The organism is Flavobacterium hankyongi, from assembly GCF_036840915.1.
Lineage (GTDB): Bacteria > Bacteroidota > Bacteroidia > Flavobacteriales > Flavobacteriaceae > Flavobacterium > Flavobacterium hankyongi.
In genome coordinates, this window is record NZ_CP085725.1 from 1008871 (window position 1) to 1032300 (window position 23430).

The window sequence follows — 23430 nt, forward strand, 5'->3', positions numbered from 1 at the left end:
TTTAAAATTGTCCATTTTAGTCAGATTACTATATTTGAATAAAATTTAAAAATGTATTTTATACTATTAAGCATTATATGTAGTGTTTTTGTTGGTGTATTACTTAAAATTGCACGCAAAAAAGAACTCAGTATTTACCAAATTATTTCATGGAATTATGTCTTTGCTTTAATTTCACTCCTTATATTTTATAACCCTAAAATAAATACGTCATTTAGTTTACCAACTGGAATCATAACTGGAAGCTTAATTTTCCTTTTACCAATAATTTTTGTTTTTCAAGCCAAAGCCATAAAATACTCAGGGATTGTAAAAACAGATATTGTTCAACGCCTATCCTTATTTATTTCGATAAGTTTTTCTTTATTTGTAGCCAAAGAAGTTTTTAATTCCTATAAAATCATTGGATTGGTTGTTGCATTTATAGCTATATTTTTTACTTTTTATAAAAAGCATCAAACTGAAACAAATCAAAATAAATCATACTATCTCTTATTTGTCCTATGCGGATTTGGTATTATCGATATATTATTTAAAAAAGTTGCTACTATAGGAGATTTGTCTTTTACCGAGTTGCTATTGCTTGTATTTAGTGGAGCATTTATTGTTTCGCTCTTAATTTCAGGTTACAACATTTCACAAAAAAGAGAAATCTTCTCAATAAAAAATCTATATTGGGGAATACTTGTTGGAGTCTTAAATTTTGGTAATATTTCATTTTATATCAAAGCACATCAATCCTTATCATCTAATCCTTCAACAGTATTTATAGCTATGAACATGGGAGTCATTCTATTGGGCAGTATAATTGGTATTTTGTACTTCAAAGAAAAGCTTAGTAAGCTAAATTACATCGGACTACTACTCTCTTTAGTTTCCATTGCTTTGATAGCTTTTTCACAATTTAATTAGTTTTTAAAATTTTATTACTTTTTTGTTAGAAACATAGAAACTATCTTTGTTTTACTAAAACGTTATAGTTATGGAAGAATGTATTTCGGTATTTGATATGTTAAAAATTGGTGTTGGACCATCGAGTTCTCATACTTTGGGGCCTTGGCGTGCCGCCGAACGATTTTTAAACGAATTAAAAGAAGAAAACATTCTTGAAAAAATTACTTCAGTCAAAGTAGATTTGTATGGTTCTCTTTCCTTGACGGGAATTGGTCATGCTACCGATTTAGCAGTTATGCTTGGACTTAGTGGCCAAGATCCTGAGTACATTCCGGTTCAGGATATTGATGGCATCATCAAAGTCATTAAAACTACTCATAAACTAAAAATAGCGAATCAGTTTGAGGTTGACTTTAATCCTGAAACAGAAATTATCTTCAACAAGAACTTCCTCCCTTTTCATGCAAACGGATTAACGTTTACAGCTTTTTTTGGTGATTCTAAATATGAATCTACTTTCTATTCGATTGGTGGTGGATTTGTAGTAAAAGAAGAAGTTATTTCAACAAAATCAGTTATAAAATGTGCTTTCCCTTATCCAATTGATTTGGCTTCTGAATTATTAGACTATTGTCAAAATCAGAATAGAAAAATTTCTGAAATTGTATATGACAATGAAAAATCCATGCGCTCAGAAGAAGAAATTCATAATGAATTATTAAGAGTTTGGAACACTATGTTAGAATGTATGTACATTGGTTGTCACAGCGAAGGAATTCTTCCTGGAGGATTAAATGTACGTCGTCGTGCGTTTGATATGCATCAAAATCTAATTGGTTTAGCTAATTATTCAAATCCTCAAGAATGGTTAGAAACAATCAGAAAAACAGAAGTAAAATTTCGTCAAATATTAAAATGGGTTTCTTGTTTTGCCTTAGCTGTTAACGAAGTAAATGCTTCTTTAGGTCGTGTAGTTACAGCTCCTACCAATGGAAGTGCTGGTGTGATTCCTGCGGTTTTAATGTATTATATGGTAATTGAAAATCATCAGGCAAACGAAGACCAAATAAAACAATTCTTAATGGTAGCTGGTGAAATAGGTAGCATCTTTAAAAAAGGCGCAACCATTTCTGCTGCAATGGGTGGTTGTCAAGCCGAAATTGGTGTTTCCTCTGCAATGGCAGCGGGAGCTTTATGCGAAGTAATGGGTGGAACTCCTGAACAGGTTTTAATGGCTGCTGAAATTGCTATGGAACATCACTTGGGATTAACTTGTGACCCAATTGGTGGTTTGGTTCAGATTCCGTGTATTGAACGAAATACTATGGGAGCCATAAAAGCCATAAATGCTGCCGAATTAGCTTTAGAAACTGACCCTAAAAACGCAAAAGTACCTTTAGACAAAGTTGTTAACACGATGTGGCAAACAGCAAAAGACATGAACAACAAATACAAAGAAACTTCAGAAGGTGGGCTTGCTGTGGCCGTTAATGTGGCTGATTGCTAATTCGAAAAACCTTACATCTTATTTCATTGTTATCTTTTTATTATTCTCACTGAAATAGCATCCCTAAAATTAGATTTTATCCCCTTATTTGTTGGCGATATATTATATACTATATGACAACACTTTAAGGTTCGCTTTGTCTTTCCCACAAAATATTTAAGGTTTTCTTCTTGTATCTATAATATGAACAATCTTCCATTGATTGTTCTCACGATACAAAGTAAAGGAATTTACACCACTGTGACTTAATTTATCGTTAATATAAAATTCATAGGGAGTCCAAGCGTGAGCCATAGCGCCATCAATTTGAACTTTGTAACTTAAAATTCGTTCTTCAAATTTTAAATCTTTGGGAAATGTTGCAAATGATTTAATAAATTCAGAGGATTTCTCTTCTTCTAGCTTTGTCGCTTTTTGTCCTTCCATTATTGATTGTAAAAGCATTTTATCATGACAAACCGATTTAATTTTTGTAGTATCTTTTGCATGAAAACCTTCAAAAAAAGCTTTTACTGTATTTTCAACTTCTTGATTTTGTGCATTGCTATAAAATGGCAAAAGTATTAGCAGATAAATAATGATTTTTTTCATAGTTTTTTGATTTTAAATCATTTGACGAAAACTTAAGTATTTTGTTACAAAACCATTCTTTTTAGTAATTTTACACTTCCTAAACATTTAAATTATGTCAACAGCTAAAAGTGATTACAAAAGAGTTACCACAAAATCATTAATTGATATGAAAGCCAAAGGTGAAAAAATTTCTATGCTTACAGCATACGATTTCACAATGGCAAAAATTGTAGACACAGCCGGAGTTGATGTAATTCTTGTAGGTGATTCTGCCAGTAATGTAATGGCTGGCCATGAAACCACACTTCCTATTACTTTAGACCAAATGATTTATCATGCTTCATCAGTAGTTCGTGCTGCAGAAAGAGCATTAGTGGTAGTTGACTTACCTTTTGGTTCATATCAATCAGATTCTAAAGAAGCATTGCGATCTGCAATTAGAGTAATGAAAGAAAGTGGCGGACATGCTGTAAAACTTGAAGGTGGTAAAGAAATAAAAGAATCTATCAAGAAAATTCTTCAGGCAGGAATTCCTGTTATGGGGCATTTAGGATTAACACCTCAATCAATTTATAAATTTGGAACCTATACTGTTCGTGCTAAAGAAGATGCAGAAGCAGAAAAATTAATTGAAGACGCACAATTATTAGAAAAATTAGGCTGTTTTGCATTGGTCCTTGAAAAAATTCCTGCTGCGTTAGCTCAAAGAGTTGCAGAAAGTATTTCAATACCAGTAATTGGAATTGGTGCCGGAAGCGGAGTTGACGGACAAGTATTAGTTCTTCATGATATGATAGGAATGACACATGAATTTAGTCCACGTTTTTTACGCCGTTATATGAATCTTTTTGAAGATATGACAAAAGCAATTGGAGAATATGTAAGTGATGTAAAAGCTGTTGACTTCCCTAATTCAAATGAGCAGTATTAAAATTGATACCGAAAGAGTTTTTTCAAAACCTCTTGACATTTTAGATTACGAATTCATTTATAAGTTACTAAACACTGAAGGATGGAAACGCTTCATTGGAGATAGAAATATTCACTCATATGAAGAAGCAAAACTGTACATAGATAAAATAGAAAAAGCTAAAAACATAAAATATTTTGTAATTACCGAGAAAAAAACTCACAAGAAAATTGGTCTATTTACAATTATAAAAAGAGAGTTTTTAAATCATCCCGATATTGGTTTTGCTTTTCTTCCTGAGTTCAATGGAAAAGGGTTTGCTTATGAAAGTGCAAATGCTTTCATAGAGATTTTGTCTAAAGAATATTCAAAACTTTCTGCAATCACAAATTTAGAAAATGTAACTTCTATTAAGCTTATTGAAAAATTAGGTTTAAAATTCAAAGAAGTAATTTATGAAAATGATGAACAATTAAACCTTTTTGAAATTGAGTTCTAATACTAAAATTATATCCACTAAAGATAATCTTCAGGTACTTCACGAAGACAATCACATTATTGTAGTCAATAAGCGTGTGGGCGATATTGTTCAAGGTGATAAAACAGGTGATAAACCTTTATCTGAAGTAGTAAAAGAATACATCAAGTACAAATATAACAAACCAGGTGACGTTTTTCTGGGTGTTGTACATCGATTGGATAGACCAACTACGGGAATTGTTGTTTTTGCGAGAACTAGCAAAGCTCTTGAGAGACTTAATAAAATGTTTAGTGAACGAGAAACTCAAAAAACCTATTGGGCAGTAGTTAAAAATAAACCACCTAAGCAGGAAGACAATCTCGTACATTTTTTAAAAAGAAACCAACAAAGTAATACTTCAAAGGCGCATTTAAAAGAAGTACCTGATAGCAAAAAGGCCAGTTTAGACTATAAAATCATTGCTGAACTTAAAAGTTATTTTGCGTTAGAAATCAATTTACATACAGGTCGCCATCATCAAATTCGTAGCCAATTATCGGCAATTGGTTGTCCAATCAAAGGTGATTTAAAATATGGTTTTGATAGAAGTAATCCAGATGGTGGTATACACTTACACGCTCGTAAGCTCAAATTTATTCATCCTGTTACTAAAGAAAGCATCGAAATCATTGCGCCAACACCAGATGATGTGATTTGGAATTCAATTTAATTTTTATCTTTAGAAAAAATATTCCTTTACTATGAGAAATATTCCTTCTGTTGCAGAAAGAAAAGAAGTTTTAAAAAAACTTCTTAGAAATGTAATCATTCATGAAGAAGAAATTCTTGATGCATTACATAAAGATTTCAAAAAACCAAGATTTGAAGGTGTAATATCGGAAACAGCATATATTATTTCCGATTTAAAAAATACTATCAAAAGTTTAGATTCATGGGCAAAACCAAAACGTGTTTTACCTTCTTTATTAAACTTCCCATCATCGGATTATATTTATAGTGAACCTTACGGAAAAGTTTTAATAATTGGTCCTTGGAATTATCCTTTTCAACTAGCATTTTCGCCATTAATTGCTGCAATTGCTGCTGGTAACAGTGTAACACTAAAACCATCGGAGCTTACTCCATATACGTCTGCTTTGATTTCAAAAATTGTCAGAGAAACATTTGATGTTAAACAAGCTCTTTGTGTTACTGGTGATCACACAATTGCGCAAGATTTACTACAAAAAAGATGGGATTATATTTTCTTTACAGGAAGTGTTCCTGTAGGTAAGATAGTAGCTAAGGCAGCAGCCGAGAATTTAACACCTGTTACTTTAGAACTTGGAGGAAAAAACCCTTGTATTATTGATGAAACTGCAAATCTTCCTTTAGCCGCTAAAAGAATTGTTTGGGGTAAGTTTTTTAATGGAGGACAAACTTGCATCGCACCTGATTATCTTTTGGTACATTATAGAGTAAAAAAGAAACTCATTAAACATCTAATAGAAGAAATTGAGAATGCATTAGGAGAAAACCCTAAAGAATCTGAAGATTTAGCAAGAATTGTAAATTTAAAAAATTGGAGACGTCAGATAAGCCTAATAGAAAACCAAAATATTATTTATGGTGGTGAACATGATGAAGAAACTTTATACTTAGCTCCTACCCTTGTAGATGAGCCGTTTTTAGAAAGTACATTGATGCAAGAAGAAATATTTGGTCCAATACTTCCAATACGTTCTTACGAACATAGAGATGAGATTGCTAAAACTGTAAATAAATACGAAAAACCATTATCTCTTTATATTTTTTCTGAAAATAAAACTTTTATAAAAGAGGTTTTAGAAAAATACTCTTTTGGAGGAGGATGTGTGAATGATACTCTAATTCATTTTGCAAACAAACGACTTCCGTTTGGAGGAGTTGGACATTCAGGAATTGGTGCCTATCATGGTAAATTAGGATTTGATACTTTTTCACATAAAAAAGCAGTAGTAAAAAGACCTAATAGGATAGATATTCCTTTACGATATGCCCCATACAAAGGAAAATTAAAAATGATTAAACGAATTTTAAACTGGATCTAATTAAAATGACAAACGAACAAACAAAAAAAGTTGATATTGGTAATGTGCTAAATGATTCTTTCGAATTATTTAAAAAAACATTTTTAACTGCTGGATTGGCATTTGGACTATTAATGTTTTTTGTGACTGGTATGGCTTTAGTAGGAATACAATTTTTTGTAGGTTTTGAAAATATCCAAGAATTAGCAAAAAAGATTGATCCTAAAGCAATGGATTTAAAAGCGGGTATAATCTATTATTTTGTTGTTTTAACATTCTCGATTCTTATAGCACCATTCAATGCTGGAATTTTAAAAATTATGGACAATGCTGATAAAGATGAAGAAATTTCTACTTCAACTATTTTTACATATGTAAATAGTAAACATTATTTAGATCTAGTTTTTGCTACATTTATAACCGTTTCGCTATCGTTTATTATAAATTTTGGGTTACAATATATTTTATCAGAAAATGAAATTTTATCTTCAGTTATTACTTCAATATTATCTATTATAGTTAGTATGTTTTTATATCTAGTGATTCCTTTTATAATATTTGAAGATTTAGACGCTCTAAAAGCCATAAATAAAAGTTTACAAAGCTGTTCAAAAAACTTCTTTCAAATTCTTCTGCTTGTAATCATTTCTATAATATTAGGTTATGTGGGTATAATAGCCTTTTGCTTTGGAGTTCTTTTCACATTCCCAATATATTATGCTACTCAATATGCGATTTACAAATCGGTTAAGTAATAAAAAAGTGCGAAGAAAATAAATTGTTTCCTTCGCACTTCAAGCACAACCAAACCAAATTCATTCTAGTTCAAATGAAGATTTTGTAACTAACTCACGATCATCAAAAATAAACACGCTGTAAATTCCTTTTTTTAATTCGTAAGTTTGTATATCAGCTTTAGCTTCAATATTCTTATCAAAATACATAACTGTTAAAAGATCGCTGTACTCTAAGGTCATGTTTCCAAAATCTTTACGATCTTTTTTTCCTACAATATTATTATTATCATCAACTATTTGAATGTAATAGGTTTTATCTGTTGCCAATGAAATTTTGCTTCCATTTACTGTAAAACCAACTTGAATAACATCAGTGCTTTTAGCTCTATGTGTTGGTTTAAATTTACCATTTGATAATTCTTTTAGAAAGTTGAGTTTTACATCAGAAATCCAAACTTGTGATCCTTTTTTAATAGTATTTTTTAAAATTCCATAGTATTCATTAGAATTTTCGATTACAGATAAAACACTATCCCTTTCTTTTCGTAAAAAGCTATTTTCTTCTTTTAAATATTCATGCTGTGCTTTTAAATTAGCAACTTCATTTTTCAAATTTTCAATTTCTATTTTGCTCTTTTTTGATTGATAATTAACTGGTATTTGGTCCTCCTTAACCACTTCATCTTTTCTAACAAAAACAAAAGGCTTACTTTCTGCTGATACTTTACTTTGTTTTTTATCAGAGACTGCTTGTTTTTTTTCTTGCTGAACACCAGCTAAAAAATTAAATGAAAAACTTAAACAACCAAACAAAACTGTTGCAACAAAAATGCGACCTATATTTGAAAATGTATTTTGAGAAGTTGTATTCATTTTATTGTAGCCTATGAATTTATTAAGCCAAATTTAGGGGGCATGCACTTTATCGACATAAAAAAGTCGTTGTTTATCAAATAAAATCGTTGTCTTGAAAATCAATGCTTTATATGTTATTTTATTCTAACTATATTTAGTTAGAAGACAAAATAAGTATGTATTATTAATCTTACATAATAAAAAAGGCCTCAAAATTGAGGCCTTTTTTATTGTTTTTAATTTTATCTTAAAGTAAAACTCGTTTTAGATATTAAATCTGATTTATCAAAAATATTGACAAAATATGATCCAGATTGAACATTTGTTACTGGTAAATCTTTTTCAACTTTTACCGTTTTATTTTCATATTTTACTGTTGCAATAAAACTATATGTTAAGTTTTTGTCTCCAAAAGTTTCAGTTTTCTTTTCCCCAATGACATTATTCTTACTATCAATAATCTGAACATAATATGTTTTGTCACCTGATTTAGCAATTTGATTTTCTGCAATCATAAAGCTAATTTTAAGAACATCTGCTCTGCTTGCTTTATCAGTTTCAACTTGTTTACCAGAACTTCTTTGTTTTAGAGCTGTCGATTGAAGATTTAAAACTGTTAATTTCGATCCTCTTTCAACTGTTTTAGCTAAATAGTCATTTTGAGATACTAAGGTATCATTCACTTTTCTAGTATCAGTTAGAACAACATTTGTACTATCTATTCTAGTCACAAGATTTTTATTTTCTTTTTTAAGTGCTTCAACTTCTTTCATTAACCTAGCTATACTACCTCTAAGTTTTAAAGCTTCTTCTTTATATTTTGTCATTGCTTGAGCATCTCCTTTAGATTTTTCGATGTCAGCAATTAATTTTTGCACTCGATCTCTTTCTGCTACTAATTCATCAGATAAAGTAGTGTTAGAAGATATTGCAGATTCTAATGAATCTTTTGCAATAGCAAGATCTTTAAGTACAGCATCTTTTTCGGTAATCAATACTTCTTCAACTTGCTTTGAATCAGAAGTTAACTTATACATATAAATTAAACTCCCTATTAATAATAGGGATAAAATAGCAATTATTGCTTTCAATCCAGAATTGTTACTGTTTTGGGCACTCATCTTGTTTTTGGTGTTGATTATTTAAATTTATTTATTCAATTATGATTGTATAACGCAAGTTTCGATAAAAATAGTATTTTTGGGCTTACAGAAAAACAAAAAAATGGAAAATTTAATTCGATTTAGACAATCAGATTTAGCTAAAATCACCAATTTTAGAAATGGCGAAGTAAAATTTGGCGAAAAAATGTATGTTGTCCCTAAAGATGAAGATGTTTCTAATTTTATACTTAACTGTGAAGCAAAATATGTTATTCTTGGAATTCCTGAAGATGTTGGAGTTCGTGCAAATTTAGGGCGTCCTGGAGCCGAAAGCGCTTGGAAAAGTGCTATTCAAAGTATTGCAAATATTCAGCATAATAGATTTTGCAAAGGAAATTCGGTTTTGGTTTTGGGCCAAGTTGACGTTTCACAAGAAATAGAAGAAGCCAGTACATTAAACGAAAACGATCCTGAGGAGAGAAAAAAACTTTTTAAAATAGTCGAACAAATCGATAAAGAAGTTTCTCATATTATTTTCTCAATTGTAAAAGCTGGCAAAACACCTATTATAATTGGTGGAGGTCACAATAATGCCTACGGAAATATTAAAGGTACAGCATTAGCCAAAGGAAAACCAATTAGCGCAGTTAATTTTGATGCACATTCTGATTTTAGAATTCTTGAAGGTAGACATAGTGGCAATGGATTTTCGTACGCTTATGAAGAAGGTTTTCTAAAAAATTACTTTGTTTTTGGCTTACATGAAAGCTACACTTCTAAAAGTGTTTTAGATAGCCTAAAAAAAATTAATGATCGTGTTCGTTACAATACGTATGACGAAATTAAAATAAGACAAGAGAAAAGCTTTTATCAGGAAATGACAAATGCCTTAGAACATATAAAATATGATTCATTTGGTATTGAAATAGATTTAGATGCTGTTCCCAATATTGCTTCGAGCGCAATGACATTAAGCGGATTTTCTGCTGAAGAGCTTCGTGTTTTTGTAAACCATTTTGGAGCGCATAAAAATGCTGCCTACATACATATTTGTGAAGGTGCTCCTTCTTTAGGAGAAGACAAAAACAATCACTTAATTGGTAAACTTATAGGATATTTAGTAACCGACTTCATTAAAGCCAATACTCCAAAATAAATTACTCTATCTTTGTATAAAAGTTTTTATATGCAATTTGAAGATTTATCTATTTCCAAAAGTGTTTTACTAGCCATAACTGAAGAAGGTTATACCAATCCAACCCCAATACAAGAAAAAGCTATTCCTATCATCCTTGAAGGAAAAGATTTAATTGGTTGTGCACAAACTGGAACTGGTAAAACTGCTGCATTTGCTATTCCCATATTAAGTCATTTGCATCCGGTAGTTAGCAAAGCAACCAAAGGAAAAAAAATAAGAACCCTTGTTGTAACACCTACAAGAGAATTAGCTATTCAAATTGGAGAAAGTTTCGATACATACGGAAAGTTTCTTAATACTAAGCAATTAACCATCTTTGGAGGTGTATCACAAGTACCTCAAGTAGATGAATTAAAAAAAGGTGTAGATATCTTAATAACAACACCAGGAAGGCTTTTAGATCTTCATAAGCAAGGATTCATTGATTTAGACCATCTATATCATTTGGTATTAGATGAGGCTGATCAAATGTTTGACATGGGTTTTATAAATGATGTAAAAAAAATTATAAAACTAACTCCTGCAAACAGACAAACCTTATTGTTTTCGGCAACAATGCCTTTACCAATACGTGAACTGGCTGAACAATTTCTAAAAAATCCTGAAACCGTACAAGTAACTCCTGTTTCTTCAACTACAGAAATGGTACAGCAACGAATTTATTTTGTTGAAAAGCCAGAGAAAAAACAACTTTTACTCCATGTTTTGAGAGAAGATAATTTAAAAAATGTGTTGGTTTTTTCAAGAACTAAACATGGAGCAGATAATATCGCCAAATCATTAAAGAAAAATGGTTTTAATGCTGAAGCTATCCATGGTGATAAATCGCAAAGTGCTCGCCAAAGAGTGTTGAATGGTTTTAAAGATAAAGAAATTGATATTTTAGTAGCTACTGATGTAGCTGCACGTGGGATTGATATTGAGCAATTACCTTATGTTATTAATTTTGACTTGCCAAACATCCCAGAAACTTATGTTCATCGAATTGGTAGAACTGGTCGTGCAGGAAACAATGGTATTGCTATTTCGTTTTGTGGAAAAGACGAAGAAGTATACTGGAAAGATATTATTAAACTAACAAAGTCGAATTTTAAAGTTATTGAGGACCATCCATTTCCTTGGCAAGGGAAAGTTGCTCCTTCAACAACAATAAAAGAAAAGACTACCACTGGTAATCCTGGACCTAAAAAGAATAACCGAAGTGGGAAAAGTAAATCTGGTGACTCGCGAAAATCTGAAAATTCAAAAAAGAAGAAAAAACGTTGGTATTAACCAAAAGAAGAAAAAGTGCCGAAATTGGGGATTTACGGCACTTTTTACAATCAAATAAACAAACTAAAAAACTAACTATTTTTTCACAAATATGTTGGTATAGAATTTTTCTCCAGCAGAATTTGTTCTAATCGAAATTCCGAAATGAGTAAAATCACCTTCAATATTTGCTCGGTGTCCTTCGCTATTTAACCATGCATTTACAACACTTTGCGAAGTTGAATATTTGTAAGCTACATTCTCACTTACGTTTTTTGCAGATAATGCACTCATTATGCTTACATATCTATCTGCAAAATAATTATGGTTTACAGTATTTGTAGAAACCATATAATTTGTATGCTCTTCTGATTTAACAGAAACGTAATCTATCTTTTCTAATTTAACTAGTCCTAAACTAGCTCTATGATTATTTATAAGACTTAATACTTCATCTTCATCAGATCTATAAGAATACTTTGCATCAACACTTACTGTGTCTTTTGGTTCATCTGATACTGAATCTTTTGAGCAAGAAAATAATGAAAATGATATTAACCCAATTAAAGCGATTTTAGCAAAAGTCTTCTTCATAATCGATAATAGTTTGTGTGTGTGTTACTTAGCAATATGTCGGTAACCCATTCCGACGTAGCAACATTACAAACTTAATCGATAAAACACCAAAAAAAATCGATGAAATGCATAAATTTTATATTTTACTGCAAAAAATCTTACATTTTAAGAAGAGAGTCTTTCAATTTTCCAGCTATAATCTTTTTGAAGTTGATATCGAATTCGATCATGAAGACGATTTGGACGTCCTTGCCAAAATTCAATTTCTTGTGGTTCAACAATATATCCTCCCCAATTTTTTGGTCGTAAAATTTCTTTACCTGATAATTCTTTTTCTAAATCCTTTAATTTATTATCTAAATATTCTCGAGATGGAATAACTTCACTTTGATTTGAAACTATAGCTCCAAGCTTACTTCCATCAGGTCTGGAATCAAAATAATTATCAGAAATATTTTCAGCTACTTTAACTGCTTTCCCTTTTATAATTACCTGCCTTTCCATTGAATGCCAGAAAAAAGAAAGACAAATATTAGGATTTGCTTCTATTGCTTTTCCTTTTTCCGAATTATAATTAGTGTAAAATATAAAACCTTCATAAGAAAAATGCTTTAACAAAACTACACGCGATTTTGGAAATCCATCCAAACCTATGGTCGAAACTGTCATTGCATTAACTTCATCTACACCACCAAAATCCGTTACTTCAAAAAACCATCTATTAAATAAATTAATAGGATCTTCTGGAAGATTGGTTTCCAATAATTCACTTTTATCGTATGATTTTCTGTAATCACTTAAATCTTCCATAATTAAATTTTTAAAGATTAAAATTCAAAAGTAACTCCATCATCAGAAAGCAGTATTTCTTCAAAAACACTTTGTGCTTCCTCTTTAAACAAATCTATAGAAGTATATCGTGTAGAATAATGTCCTAAAACCAATTGTTTAGCATTTGCCAGTTTGGCAATTTTTGCAGCTTGTTTTGCAGTTGAATGCATTGTTTTCTCTGCTAATACTTCTTCTGAATCTAAAAAGGTTGATTCATGATATAAAACATCAACATTTTTAATGACGTTGACAATTTCTTCATTGTAAACTGTATCAGAACAGAAAGCATAACTCTTTGGTGCTGGCGGATCAAAAGTCAGTAATTCATTAGAAATTATTCGACCATCATCTAAAGTTATATCACGTCCATTTTTTATATTTTGATAGTAACAAGTTTCTATCTCATATTCCTGAACTGCAGCAACATTAAGCTTTCTTTCTTTAGGTTTTTCATTAAATAAAAATCCATTAGTATATATACGATGTTTTAGAGGAATAGTTTTAACTATTACTCTATCATCTTCAAAAATAATTTCTGATTGATTAGATGACAACTCAACAAAATTAAGTTCGTATTGTGGCCAAGAATTAGACAACTTAAGCTGAAGTTTAATAATTTCTTTAACTCCAACAGGACCATAAACCGTCAAAGGATTATTCCTATTTAACAAATTGAAGGTTGATATAAGCCCAATTAATCCATAAAAATGATCTCCATGAAGATGAGAAATAAAAATATGGTTAATAGCGGAGAATTTTACTTTATTCTTGCGCAACTGAACCTGTGTTCCTTCCCCACAATCAATTAAAAACAATCGATTATTTATTTCTAATACTTGTGATGTTGGATTGGTAAAAGTTCTTGGCGTTGCAGCATAGCAACCTAAAATGGTTAAGTTCATTATTTTTTACTCTTTCTTCTATCTCTTTCTCTTTTTATAAGTGTCAATTCGCGACTTGTTTGCCCAGCTACCGATGTATTTTCTTCGGCACGACGAATTAAATATGGCATAACATCCTTTACAGGACCAAAAGGAAGGTATTTAGCAACATTATATCCTTCGGCAGCCAAGTTAAAACTAATATTATCACTCATTCCATATAACTGACCAAACCATACTCTAAAATCGTTTTTAACGATGCCTTTATGTGCCATCAACTCTATTAGTTTATATGAACTGTCTTCATTATGAGTTCCTGCAAAAATTGCCATAGTATCAATATGTTCCATCATATAAGTCACAGCATCATCAAAATTATAATCAGTCGCTTGTTTTGAAGCGCAAATAGGTGATTTATATCCTTTCTCTTCAGCACGTTTATTTTCTTTTTCCATGTAAGCGCCGCGAACCAGTTTCATTCCTATATGAAAACCTTCTTGTTGTCCTTGAGCATGTAAATTTTTCAAATAATCTAAACGATCCCAACGATACATTTGTAATGTATTGTAAACAATAGCTTTGTTTTTGTTATATTTACGCATCATATCAGCAACCAAATCATCAGCAGCATCTTGCATCCAACTTTCCTCACCATCAATTAAAAGAGCAATATCATTTTCGTGAGCTGCTTTACAAACTCTGTCAAAACGCTCCACTACTCTATTCCATTCTTCTTGCTCAGTATCATTCAAAGTTTGACCTTCACCTAATTTTTCATACAATTCAAAACGTCCAAAACCAGTTGGTTTGAATACTGCGAAAGGAATGGCTTTCTTTTCTTTAGCGAAATTGATGATTTTTAATGTTTTATTCATCGCATCATCAAAAGCCGTTTCATCTTCTTTTCCTTCAACAGAATAATCTAAGACAGAAGAAACTCCTCCTTTCGTGAACATTTTATCTACTACTGGAATACAATCATCTTCTGAAACACCTCCGCAAAAATGATCAAAAACTGTAGCACGAATTAATCCTTCAACAGGTAAATGTGCTTTTAAAGCAAAATTGGTAACCGCTGTTCCAATTTTAACTAATGGTTCAGAATCTATCAATTTAAAAAGAAAATAAGCTCTCTCTAATTCGGTATCACTTTTTAGTGAAAATGCGTTTTGTGTATTGTCAAAAATTTTATTCATCATGTATTACGTAAATGTTATGCAAATATAAAACACCACACTATTTTATTATAGTATTTTTACTTTATTTTGCGCAACATTTTAATACTCATTTGTGAAATGAAATCAATTCAAGCCAATAATTATACAATTCACTTTAATAAAGAAAGTTACACTCATTTAAACAATTATTTAAAGGAGAATAACTTCTCTAAAATTTTCTTTATTGCTGATGAAAACACAAATGAACTTTGCTTACCAAAAATTTTGCCTTTAATTGAAACCGAAGTTCCTTTTGAAATTATTGAACTTGAACCTGGAGAAGAGAACAAAACCATTGAAACCTGTACACAAGTTTGGAAAGTTTTAATTGAACTTGGTGCTGATAGAAAGAGTTTGGTTATAAATGTTGGTGGAGGCGTTATTACCGATATGGGAGGTTTTATAGCGTCCACTTATAAAAGAGGTATTCCTTTCATAAACATTCCAACTTCATTATTATCAATGGTAGATGCATCTGTTGGCGGGAAAAACGGAGTTGATTTAGACGGATTAAAAAACCAAATTGGAACAATAACCAATCCAGCAATGATAATTATCGATACTTCATTCCTAGAATCATTATCACAAAGAGAAATGAAATCTGGATTAGCCGAAATGCTAAAACATGGTTTAATTGCAAAAAAATCACACTGGGATAAATTCAAAAATTTATCTGAAATTGATTTTGACACTTTTGACGAATTAATAGCTGAGTCAGTTGAAATTAAAAATAATATTGTAAATCAGGATCCAACTGAAAACGGAATTAGAAAAGCACTTAATTTTGGTCACACACTAGGACACGCTATTGAAACGTTATTTTTAGAAACACCTGAAAAAGATAATTTGCTTCATGGTGAAGCAATTGCAACAGGTATGGTTTTAGAAAGTTATCTGTCTTTTAAAAAAGGCTTGATTACAGCTTTAGAATATTCAGAAATTAAGAATCATTTATTATCAATTTATGAGCCAATAACTTTTAGTGAAAATGATAAAATTGACATCATAAATTTACTTATTCATGACAAAAAAAATGAATACGGAAAAGTTCAGTTTGCTTTGTTAGACGGAATAGGAAACATAAAAATAAATCAATCCGCTGACAACGAGATAATTATAAAGTCTTTTGAAGATTACAACAACTAAACATTTTTTAAAAATTTGTTTTTATATCCGAAATATAATTTTTTAAATTTGCCCGCATGATAAAACACAATAAATGGAATTTATTTAGAACATTTCAGGAAACTATTCTTGAAGTGAGAAATGCCATTTTAAAAGTTGTAACTATCATCAAATGGGAAGCAAACAGTCTTTTTGCAATCAATCAAAAAATTTACAGCGAGCTAGAAATAGAATTTGCAAATATTAGGGTTTGAAAAATTTTGTGTTATTTTTTTTACTAATTTTAATTACAAATTACTGATAACTAAATGAATACAAAATATTACGACCTTATAAATCAAACGTTTTACTTTCCACAGGAAGAATTCACTCTTAATAAAGACCACCTACAGTTTCATGGAATCGATTTAATGAAATTGGTTGAAGAATATGGTACTCCATTAAAATTTACTTATTTACCTAAGATTTCTGAAAACATTAATAAAGCAAAAATGTGGTTTCGTAACGCTATGGAAAAGCAAGGTTACGAAGCAAAATACTTTTATTGTTATTGTACTAAAAGTTCACATTTTGAATTTATTTTAAATGAAGCTTTAAAAAATAATATTCATATTGAAACTTCTTCAGCATTTGATATCAACATTGTTGAAAGACTAATGGAAGAAGGCAAAATAAACAAAAACACATTTGTCGTTTGTAACGGATTTAAGCGTGGGGCTTACGTTACAAATATTGCACGCTTGGTGAACAATGGTCATAAAAATACCATTCCAGTTATAGACAACTTTGAAGAATTAGATTTACTTCAAGAAGAAATCGATGGAAAATTTAAAATTGGTATTCGTATTGCTGCAGAAGAAGATCCTAAATTTGAGTTCTACACATCTCGTTTAGGAATTGGTTACAAAGACATTGTTCCTTTTTATAGAAAAAATATTCAGGATAATAAAAAAGTAGAACTTAAAATGCTTCACTTTTTTATTAATGCAGGTATTCGTGATACTGCTTATTACTGGAATGAGTTACTAAAATGTATGAAGGTATATATAGCTTTGAAAAAAGAGTGTCCTTCATTAGATAGTCTAAATATTGGTGGCGGTTTTCCAATTAAAAATTCATTAGCTTTTGATTATGATTACCAATACATGGTAGAAGAAATTCTAAATCAAATTAAAATTGCTTGTGATGAAGCAGAAGTACCTGTGCCTCATATTTTTACTGAATTTGGATCATTTACAGTTGGTGAATCTGGAGGAGCAATTTTTCAAGTATTATATCAAAAGAAGCAAAATGATCGTGAAAACTGGAATATGATTGATTCTTCTTTCATTACAACACTTCCAGACACGTGGGCAATCAACAAACGATTTGTAATGATGGCTGTTAATAGATGGAATGACACCTATGAACGTGTACTTTTAGGAGGATTAACTTGTGATGGAGATGATTATTACAATTCTGAACAGCACATGAATGCCATTTATCTTCCAAAATATAATAAAGAAAAACCTTTATATATTGGTTTCTTTAATACTGGTGCGTATCAAGAAACTATTGGTGGACACGGTGGTTTACACCACTGCATTCTTCCGCAACCCAAACATATCTTGATAGATAAAGATAAAAACGGAATTTTTGCACACGAAATTTTTTCTGAAGAACAAAGTGCAGAACAAATTTTAGAAATTTTAGGATACAACAAAAAATAATAACTTGCTATATTAGCAAAATACAAACAAAATGAGCAAAGGACCAATTAGTCAATTTATTGAAAAGCATTATCTACATTTTAATGCAGCTGCATTAGTAGATGCAGCTAAAGGTTATGAAGAACATTTATTGGATAATGGTAAAATGATGATCACTTTAGCTGGTGCAATGAGTACAGCTGAATTAGGAAAATCATTAGCCGAAATGATTCGTCAGGACAAAGTGCATATTATATCTTGTACAGGGGCAAACCTTGAGGAAGATATCATGAATCTTGTTGCTCATAATTCATATAAAAGAGTACCTAACTACCGTGATTTATCACCACAGGAAGAATGGGATTTATTAGAAAACCATTTTAACCGCGTAACAGATACTTGTATTCCTGAGGAAGAAGCTTTTCGTCGTTTACAACAACATTTATTTGATATTTGGAATAATGCAGATTCTAAAGGAGAAAGATATTTTCCACACGAATTCATGTACCAAATGATTAACTCTGGAGTCTTAGAACAATATTACGAAATTGATCCTAAAGACTCTTGGATGATAGCAGCCGCAGAAAAAAACTTACCTATTGTTGTTCCCGGATGGGAAGATAGTACAATGGGTAACATTTTCGCCTCATACTGTATTAAAGGTGAATTCAAAGCCACAACAATGAAAAGTGGTATTGAATATATGATGTGGTTAGCTGATTGGTACAAAGATAATTGTTCAGGAAAAGGAATTGGGTTTTTCCAAATTGGTGGAGGTATTGCTGGGGACTTCCCTATTTGTGTCGTTCCAATGCTTTACCAAGACATGGAAATGCATGATGTGCCTTTTTGGGCTTATTTCTGTCAAATATCTGATTCAACGACAAGTTATGGTTCTTATTCAGGAGCAGTTCCAAATGAGAAAATTACTTGGGGTAAATTAGATATCACAACTCCAAAATTTATTGTAGAATCTGATGCAACTATCGTTGCACCTCTTATATTTGCATATATCTTAGGCCAATAATTATAGAATACCCCAATATGAAAAGAGTTATAGTTGATTATTCAAAATTAACGAGTGAAATTTTAAACCTATTAGTAGAAAAGTTTCCCGATGGATATGATGATTCAGACATTATCCGTTTCAAAAATGCTAAAAACGAAACTATTGAAGCAGTCGAAGTTAAAACTGAGGATACAATCTATCTTGTAAAAGTTAGTACAAAGCTGGCTGACAGAATTGAAAACTATGATGAAGATGATGATATCGAAAACGGAGGTGATGATTCATTAGACGCATTAAAAGAACTTGAAATCGACTCTAATGATGATGACGATGATGACAAACCTAGTTCAAAAGAAGACGATGTTGATGCCGATGACGAAGATGACGACGAAGATTCTGAAAGTAGCGAAGATGATGATGAAGATGATGAAGACGAATAATAAAAAAGGAACTCAAATGAGTTCCTTTTTTATTATATTATATTTTTGAAATTAAAAACCTAAATCACGCTCTATTTCTTCCATCTCAATCATATCATGAGCCTCGAGAACTGTTGGTACAACATGTAAAGATGGCGGTACTTCATTAAAATCAATACCATCAGCCACTATAACAAAAGATTTTTTTTCTTTTTTAAATTTTTTAGCCAAATCAACAAAGTTTTTAATTGACTTAATATCAACTGATTTGTCGTGAGTAATATCCAATATAATATTGGTTACTTTAAAGGTTGTAAACTGATTACTAACTTTTTCTAAAAAAGTTTTAGAATCTCCTTCTGTATCTTTAATTATTGTGGTATGTCCTTTGTGTTCTACTTTCATGTTATAAATTTACAATTTTTTTGAAGCCAACAAATAAATAACAGCCATTCTTACAGCAACGCCATTTTCAACCTGTTCTAAAATTACGGATTGTTTAGAATCAGCTACATCACTGGTAATTTCAACTCCTCTATTTATTGGTCCTGGGTGCATAATTACAATTTCTTTATTTAATGAATCTAACAATTGCTTGTCTACACCATATTGCATAGCATATTCTCTTGTAGAAGGAAAATAACTGATATCTAAGCGTTCGTTTTGCACACGAAGCATATTGGCAACATCACACCACTCTAAGGCTTTTCTTAAATTAGGCTCTACTTCTACTCCAAGTTCACGAATGTATCTTGGTATTAAAGTATTTGGCCCACAAACTTTAATTTGCGCTCCTAGTTTTTGTAGTGAATATATGTTTGAAAGTGCTACACGTGAATGCAAAATATCACCCACAATTACTACTTTTTTACCTGCAACATCTCCTAGTTTTTCACGAATAGTATAAGCATCTAATAAAGCTTGTGTTGGATGCTCATGAGCACCATCTCCTGCATTTACAATACTTGCATTTACATTTTTTGAAAGAAATACTGCTGCACCAGGCGATGAATGACGCATTACAACCATATCTACTTTCATAGAAAGTATATTATTTACAGTATCAATTAATGTTTCACCTTTTGTAACCGAAGAACTTGATGCTGCAAAATTTACTACATCTGCCGAAAGTCTTTTTTGTGCTAATTCAAACGATAATTTTGTTCTAGTACTGTTTTCGAAGAAAATGTTGGCAATGGTAATATCTCGAAGTGAAGGAACTTTTTTTATGGGGCGATTAATAACTTCTTTAAAATGATCAGCGGTTTCAAAAATCAGTTGAATATCTTCTTCTGTGATGTATTTAATTCCAAGTAAATGATTTACGCTTAATTCTTTCATTTTATTTTGTTATTAATTCTACTGAGTCTTCTCCCTGTTCACTGAGCGGTGCCGAAGTGTCCTTCCACTTTACCACTACCTTTTCATTATTGATGGCATCTACCTGTCTTCCTCTATAATCTGGCTGAATTGGCAAATGACGACTAAAACGTCTATCGATAAGCACTAGCAGTTCAACCTCACTTGGCCTACCGAAAGATTGAATAGCTTGAAGTGCTGCATTAATACTTCTACCAGTATAAAGCACATCATCAATAAAAATCACTTTTTTGTTTTCTACTAAAAAATCAATTTGGGTTTTATTGGCTTCCAAAGTTTCTCCTCTGCGGAAATCATCTCTAAAAAAAGTAATATCTAAAAAACCTAAAGCAATAGTAGGAACCTTATACTCTTCATGCAAAATTTGTTTTAAACGTGAAGCTAATTGTGTACCACGAGGCTGAATACCTATTAAAACCGTGTTACTAAAATCAAGGTGATTTTCTATTAATTGACAAGCCAAACGATGAAGTATGATATTGACTTCAGTAGCTGTGAGCAAAGTTTTTTGACTCATTGTAGTTAGTTGTGTTTGGAATGTAAAATTAATGATTTTTTTGGATAAAAAAAGTCCCGAATGAATCGGGACTAAAATTATTGTTTAATAAATTTCGTATTACTACTTCCTTTACTTGAATTTATTTTGATAAAATAATTCCCTGACGGCATATTAGAAACATTAACCGTTTTTGTATTTTGAGCGTTTGGTACTACTAAAACCAATTGCCCTAAAGTATTGTAAATACTAATCGAAGAAATTTCAATGTCTTCTTTAGAATTGATATTTAAAACATCATGCACTGGATTAGGATACAATTTAAAATAATTAGCAAATTCAAAATCCTGACGATTTAATGCTGCAATTGTCGTTGTTGCAGTGTTAGTCACGATTGGCAAATTATAATCAAAATAAATACTTGCAGTATTGCTAAAAGTATCTCCGTTTATTAAAGTTGGCTTGGTTTTAATTTTGAAGGCTACATAACCACCGTTATTGGCATCATCAAAAGGCAGATTGATATTCTCAAAAATAAATTCAACTTTATTACCGTTAATTCTAGTAAAAAATTCGTGACTTCCGTCAATTGCTATTAAAGAATTGACATCAAACTTATTTGCATCAATCATATCCTTAACCATAATATTGTGTGCATTTGCAGTTCCATTGTTTTCGAAACGAATCATATAATGAACATAATCACCAACTTTATCAGGAGTAATTGTAGCACCTTCTAAACAAGTTTTATCATTTGGGTCAAATGAGTTAACAACCACTTGATTAAAAACAAAAGTGTTATCATTTGGTAAATCATCAGTTGCTGCTGAAGTAATGGTTGCTGTGTAGTTTAGTACATCACCACTATTTAAAGGAGGAGTGTCTGAAGGAGAATTTGTAATAAATGATAATAGAATTCTTCTTTTCTCAAAGGGTCTTAAATTGGTAAAATTCCAAGATAAATTATTTACAGTTTGAGATGAAGTTGCTGGAGTAGAATCTACAAAATCTAAAACAGCATCATTAAAAACTAAATTTACTGTACCAGATTGCGTTGTATTTCCTTTGTTTTTATAACTCAATATATACATTACATGAGTCCCTGGAAGTGCTGGAGTAGCAGCAAATGAAGTAACTTCCAAATCAGGATTAACACCAGTTGCTATCACACAAAAATCTTGATTAAAAGGATTCGCCTGTACAGGAAATGTAACATTTACCGAAGATGGGGAAGCTGTAAAATAAGCTGGATTTTCAAAAACAGGAGTAATTGTGTATGTACCTGTTTGAACGGGGATATTATAATTTCCTGAAGTATTAGCAATTAAATTTCCTGAATTACTTCCGTTAGTGATATTAAATTTTAAATTATTTAAGGCAAAATCTAAAACATCACAACCATTATTATTTTCATCAAATTTATTATTCCCTTGAATTGTATAATATTGTCCACCAGGAACAAAATCACAATACGAATTCACTGATACTAATGCACCATATGGAAGTGCTGAAATCTTATTTTGAACATAGGTTAACTCGGAGTCATCTACACAAACATATCTCAATGTTGGATTTTCATAAAAGCCATTAATAACTGTACCACTTACAATAGTTTGACTTATACCATTTTTCATATTAATGCTTACTAATTGATTGTTGTTACACAAGATTCTCTCTAGACCTGTCAACATAGATAAATCTAAATTTGTGAGACTGTTGTAACCACAATAAATCCATTTCAAATTGGGAAAATTATTTAAAGATAAATCAGAAAGATTATTATGTTCAAGTTGTAAGTATTTTAGTTGAGGTAAATCATAAACTGTAACGGTATTTAATCCAGAATTTTCAGTAAATAAATTTTCTAAATGTTGCAATCCATGAATATCTAAACTTGATAGACTTGCATCACTGCATCCAAAAGAAACCAGATTAGGAAACTCATTAATACCAACCAATGAAGTAATTCCAAGTCCATCACCATTATAATACGAAAGTTCAATGCTTTTAACTTGCGATGCCTCAGAAATTTGAATTTCACCATCTCCATTACTATCAATAGCGAAATAATTACCTGATAAATCTGTTGCACGATAATTTAATGCAGTAGAATTTACCAATCTTTCTTTAAAAATTGGGTCAGGAAAATTAATAATTTGGGAATTTGCTTTGGTAAAAAGGCACAATGCCAATAATAAAAAGTAGATTTTCTTCATTTGGGTAATTTAAAAAGTAAAAATAACAAAAAAAA

At 30.9% G+C, this 23430-nt stretch carries 25 protein-coding genes; 14 read left to right on the top strand and 11 right to left on the bottom strand.

The genetic code is table 11. From position 1 onward, the window contains the following. The first annotated feature begins 51 nt into the window (after positions 1 to 51). Complete coding sequence (locus LJY17_RS04635) at positions 52 to 912, top strand: DMT family transporter (protein WP_264542686.1); 861 nt, start codon at positions 52 to 54, stop codon at positions 910 to 912. Between the two features lie 70 nt (positions 913 to 982). Beyond that, positions 983 to 2401 carry an L-serine ammonia-lyase gene (locus LJY17_RS04640; RefSeq protein ID WP_264542687.1) on the top strand — a complete coding sequence of 473 codons (1419 nt, stop codon included), beginning with the start codon at positions 983 to 985 and terminating at the stop codon, positions 2399 to 2401. Positions 2402 to 2557: 156 nt separating this feature from the next. Here LJY17_RS04640 and LJY17_RS04645 read toward each other — a convergent pair whose 3' ends face one another. After that, a complete protein-coding gene (locus tag LJY17_RS04645) occupies positions 2558 to 2992 on the bottom strand; it encodes a nuclear transport factor 2 family protein (protein ID WP_264542688.1) in 435 nt (144 codons plus the stop codon). A gap of 94 nt (positions 2993 to 3086) precedes the next feature. Here LJY17_RS04645 and panB point away from each other — a divergent pair, with 94 nt between their 5' ends. The 5 genes from panB to LJY17_RS04670 are packed head-to-tail and all read left to right on the top strand — an operon-like array spanning position 3087 to position 7168. Next, positions 3087 to 3905, top strand: a complete 819-nt coding sequence (gene panB, locus LJY17_RS04650; RefSeq protein WP_264542689.1) for a 3-methyl-2-oxobutanoate hydroxymethyltransferase — start codon at positions 3087 to 3089, stop codon at positions 3903 to 3905. Beyond that, positions 3892 to 4383 (top strand): GNAT family N-acetyltransferase, encoded by a 492-nt coding sequence (locus tag LJY17_RS04655; protein WP_264542690.1) that lies wholly within the window; start codon positions 3892 to 3894, stop codon positions 4381 to 4383. Before panB ends, LJY17_RS04655 begins: the two co-directional genes overlap by 14 nt. After that, entirely contained in the window at positions 4373 to 5074 is a 702-nt protein-coding gene (locus tag LJY17_RS04660) for an RluA family pseudouridine synthase (protein ID WP_264542691.1), read from the top strand. The genes LJY17_RS04655 and LJY17_RS04660 overlap by 11 nt, the downstream gene beginning before the upstream one ends. 31 nt (positions 5075 to 5105) lie before the next feature. Then, positions 5106 to 6434 (top strand): aldehyde dehydrogenase, encoded by a 1329-nt coding sequence (locus LJY17_RS04665; protein WP_264542692.1) that lies wholly within the window; start codon positions 5106 to 5108, stop codon positions 6432 to 6434. A gap of 5 nt (positions 6435 to 6439) precedes the next feature. After that, on the top strand, positions 6440 to 7168 hold the full coding sequence (locus tag LJY17_RS04670) for a hypothetical protein (RefSeq protein ID WP_264542693.1): 729 nt from the start codon (positions 6440 to 6442) through the stop codon (positions 7166 to 7168). A 60-nt stretch (positions 7169 to 7228) separates the two neighbouring features. On the opposite strand, the gene LJY17_RS04675 is transcribed toward LJY17_RS04670, so the two are convergent. Both LJY17_RS04675 and LJY17_RS04680 read right to left on the bottom strand, forming a co-directional pair. Next, the gene (locus tag LJY17_RS04675) at positions 7229 to 8023 is read right to left on the bottom strand and encodes a hypothetical protein (protein WP_264542694.1); all 795 of its coding nucleotides are present in this window, start codon (positions 8021 to 8023) and stop codon (positions 7229 to 7231) included. A 224-nt stretch (positions 8024 to 8247) separates the two neighbouring features. Further along, positions 8248 to 9126, bottom strand: a complete 879-nt coding sequence (locus tag LJY17_RS04680; protein WP_264542695.1) for a hypothetical protein — start codon at positions 9124 to 9126, stop codon at positions 8248 to 8250. 103 nt (positions 9127 to 9229) lie between these two features. Here LJY17_RS04680 and LJY17_RS04685 point away from each other — a divergent pair, with 103 nt between their 5' ends. Both LJY17_RS04685 and LJY17_RS04690 read left to right on the top strand, forming a co-directional pair. After that, positions 9230 to 10264: a formimidoylglutamase gene (locus LJY17_RS04685; RefSeq protein ID WP_264542696.1), complete on the top strand. Its 1035-nt coding sequence runs from the start codon at positions 9230 to 9232 to the stop codon at positions 10262 to 10264. A gap of 30 nt (positions 10265 to 10294) precedes the next feature. After that, a complete protein-coding gene (locus LJY17_RS04690; RefSeq protein ID WP_264542697.1) occupies positions 10295 to 11578 on the top strand; it encodes a DEAD/DEAH box helicase in 1284 nt (427 codons plus the stop codon). 75 nt (positions 11579 to 11653) lie between these two features. Here the strand turns inward: LJY17_RS04690 and LJY17_RS04695 are convergent, their stop codons facing one another. From LJY17_RS04695 to LJY17_RS04710, 4 genes are all read right to left on the bottom strand, one after another. Continuing rightward, positions 11654 to 12151: a CAP domain-containing protein gene (locus LJY17_RS04695; protein ID WP_264542698.1), complete on the bottom strand. Its 498-nt coding sequence runs from the start codon at positions 12149 to 12151 to the stop codon at positions 11654 to 11656. Positions 12152 to 12298: 147 nt separating this feature from the next. Then, positions 12299 to 12943, bottom strand: coding sequence for a pyridoxamine 5'-phosphate oxidase (gene pdxH / locus LJY17_RS04700; protein ID WP_264542699.1), 645 nt, complete (start codon positions 12941 to 12943; stop codon positions 12299 to 12301). Between the two features lie 17 nt (positions 12944 to 12960). Further along, a complete protein-coding gene (locus LJY17_RS04705) occupies positions 12961 to 13866 on the bottom strand; it encodes a ribonuclease Z (RefSeq protein ID WP_264542700.1) in 906 nt (301 codons plus the stop codon). Next, the gene (locus LJY17_RS04710; protein WP_264544879.1) at positions 13866 to 15041 is read right to left on the bottom strand and encodes a proline dehydrogenase family protein; all 1176 of its coding nucleotides are present in this window, start codon (positions 15039 to 15041) and stop codon (positions 13866 to 13868) included. Before LJY17_RS04710 ends, LJY17_RS04705 begins: the two co-directional genes overlap by 1 nt. Positions 15042 to 15140: 99 nt before the next feature. On the opposite strand from LJY17_RS04710, the gene aroB reads away from it, so the two are divergent. From aroB to LJY17_RS04735, 5 genes are read left to right on the top strand one after another with little or no spacing between them, the layout of a single operon-like run. Then, on the top strand, positions 15141 to 16208 hold the full coding sequence (gene aroB, locus LJY17_RS04715; protein ID WP_264542701.1) for a 3-dehydroquinate synthase: 1068 nt from the start codon (positions 15141 to 15143) through the stop codon (positions 16206 to 16208). Positions 16209 to 16264: 56 nt separating this feature from the next. Then, positions 16265 to 16441 carry a hypothetical protein gene (locus tag LJY17_RS04720; protein ID WP_264542702.1) on the top strand — a complete coding sequence of 59 codons (177 nt, stop codon included), beginning with the start codon at positions 16265 to 16267 and terminating at the stop codon, positions 16439 to 16441. A 54-nt stretch (positions 16442 to 16495) separates the two neighbouring features. Beyond that, on the top strand, positions 16496 to 17896 hold the full coding sequence (locus LJY17_RS04725; RefSeq protein ID WP_264542703.1) for an arginine decarboxylase: 1401 nt from the start codon (positions 16496 to 16498) through the stop codon (positions 17894 to 17896). Positions 17897 to 17927: 31 nt separating this feature from the next. Then, positions 17928 to 18902: a deoxyhypusine synthase family protein gene (locus tag LJY17_RS04730; RefSeq protein ID WP_264542704.1), complete on the top strand. Its 975-nt coding sequence runs from the start codon at positions 17928 to 17930 to the stop codon at positions 18900 to 18902. 17 nt (positions 18903 to 18919) lie between these two features. Next, the gene (locus LJY17_RS04735; RefSeq protein ID WP_264542705.1) at positions 18920 to 19324 is read left to right on the top strand and encodes a DNA primase; all 405 of its coding nucleotides are present in this window, start codon (positions 18920 to 18922) and stop codon (positions 19322 to 19324) included. A 51-nt stretch (positions 19325 to 19375) separates the two neighbouring features. On the opposite strand, the gene LJY17_RS04740 is transcribed toward LJY17_RS04735, so the two are convergent. From LJY17_RS04740 to LJY17_RS04755, 4 genes are all read right to left on the bottom strand, one after another. Beyond that, positions 19376 to 19708: a ribonuclease Z gene (locus tag LJY17_RS04740; protein ID WP_264542706.1), complete on the bottom strand. Its 333-nt coding sequence runs from the start codon at positions 19706 to 19708 to the stop codon at positions 19376 to 19378. A 9-nt stretch (positions 19709 to 19717) separates the two neighbouring features. Beyond that, entirely contained in the window at positions 19718 to 20644 is a 927-nt protein-coding gene (locus LJY17_RS04745) for an aspartate carbamoyltransferase catalytic subunit (protein WP_264542707.1), read from the bottom strand. 1 nt (position 20645) lies between these two features. Then, entirely contained in the window at positions 20646 to 21200 is a 555-nt protein-coding gene (pyrR, locus tag LJY17_RS04750) for a bifunctional pyr operon transcriptional regulator/uracil phosphoribosyltransferase PyrR (RefSeq protein WP_264542708.1), read from the bottom strand. A 77-nt stretch (positions 21201 to 21277) separates the two neighbouring features. Next, positions 21278 to 23395, bottom strand: a complete 2118-nt coding sequence (locus LJY17_RS04755) for a DUF7619 domain-containing protein (protein WP_264542709.1) — start codon at positions 23393 to 23395, stop codon at positions 21278 to 21280. Positions 23396 to 23430 lie beyond the last annotated feature (35 nt).

Bases quoted from the DNA above. Each gene is read 5' to 3' on its own strand.
- LJY17_RS04635 (WP_264542686.1), top strand. From the start codon at position 52: ATGTATTTTATACTATTAAGCATTATATGTAGTGTTTTTGTTGGTGTA.
- LJY17_RS04640 (WP_264542687.1), top strand. From the start codon at position 983: ATGGAAGAATGTATTTCGGTATTTGATATGTTAAAAATTGGTGTTGGA.
- LJY17_RS04645 (WP_264542688.1), bottom strand. From the start codon at position 2,992: ATGAAAAAAATCATTATTTATCTGCTAATACTTTTGCCATTTTATAGC.
- panB (WP_264542689.1), top strand. From the start codon at position 3,087: ATGTCAACAGCTAAAAGTGATTACAAAAGAGTTACCACAAAATCATTA.
- LJY17_RS04655 (WP_264542690.1), top strand. From the start codon at position 3,892: ATGAGCAGTATTAAAATTGATACCGAAAGAGTTTTTTCAAAACCTCTT.
- LJY17_RS04665 (WP_264542692.1), top strand. From the start codon at position 5,106: ATGAGAAATATTCCTTCTGTTGCAGAAAGAAAAGAAGTTTTAAAAAAA.
- LJY17_RS04670 (WP_264542693.1), top strand. From the start codon at position 6,440: ATGACAAACGAACAAACAAAAAAAGTTGATATTGGTAATGTGCTAAAT.
- LJY17_RS04675 (WP_264542694.1), bottom strand. From the start codon at position 8,023: ATGAATACAACTTCTCAAAATACATTTTCAAATATAGGTCGCATTTTT.
- LJY17_RS04680 (WP_264542695.1), bottom strand. From the start codon at position 9,126: ATGAGTGCCCAAAACAGTAACAATTCTGGATTGAAAGCAATAATTGCT.
- LJY17_RS04685 (WP_264542696.1), top strand. From the start codon at position 9,230: ATGGAAAATTTAATTCGATTTAGACAATCAGATTTAGCTAAAATCACC.
- LJY17_RS04690 (WP_264542697.1), top strand. From the start codon at position 10,295: ATGCAATTTGAAGATTTATCTATTTCCAAAAGTGTTTTACTAGCCATA.
- LJY17_RS04695 (WP_264542698.1), bottom strand. From the start codon at position 12,151: ATGAAGAAGACTTTTGCTAAAATCGCTTTAATTGGGTTAATATCATTT.
- pdxH (WP_264542699.1), bottom strand. From the start codon at position 12,943: ATGGAAGATTTAAGTGATTACAGAAAATCATACGATAAAAGTGAATTA.
- LJY17_RS04705 (WP_264542700.1), bottom strand. From the start codon at position 13,866: ATGAACTTAACCATTTTAGGTTGCTATGCTGCAACGCCAAGAACTTTT.
- LJY17_RS04710 (WP_264544879.1), bottom strand. From the start codon at position 15,041: ATGAATAAAATTTTTGACAATACACAAAACGCATTTTCACTAAAAAGT.
- aroB (WP_264542701.1), top strand. From the start codon at position 15,141: ATGAAATCAATTCAAGCCAATAATTATACAATTCACTTTAATAAAGAA.
- LJY17_RS04720 (WP_264542702.1), top strand. From the start codon at position 16,265: ATGATAAAACACAATAAATGGAATTTATTTAGAACATTTCAGGAAACT.
- LJY17_RS04725 (WP_264542703.1), top strand. From the start codon at position 16,496: ATGAATACAAAATATTACGACCTTATAAATCAAACGTTTTACTTTCCA.
- LJY17_RS04730 (WP_264542704.1), top strand. From the start codon at position 17,928: ATGAGCAAAGGACCAATTAGTCAATTTATTGAAAAGCATTATCTACAT.
- LJY17_RS04735 (WP_264542705.1), top strand. From the start codon at position 18,920: ATGAAAAGAGTTATAGTTGATTATTCAAAATTAACGAGTGAAATTTTA.
- LJY17_RS04740 (WP_264542706.1), bottom strand. From the start codon at position 19,708: ATGAAAGTAGAACACAAAGGACATACCACAATAATTAAAGATACAGAA.
- LJY17_RS04745 (WP_264542707.1), bottom strand. From the start codon at position 20,644: ATGAAAGAATTAAGCGTAAATCATTTACTTGGAATTAAATACATCACA.
- pyrR (WP_264542708.1), bottom strand. From the start codon at position 21,200: ATGAGTCAAAAAACTTTGCTCACAGCTACTGAAGTCAATATCATACTT.
- LJY17_RS04755 (WP_264542709.1), bottom strand. From the start codon at position 23,395: ATGAAGAAAATCTACTTTTTATTATTGGCATTGTGCCTTTTTACCAAA.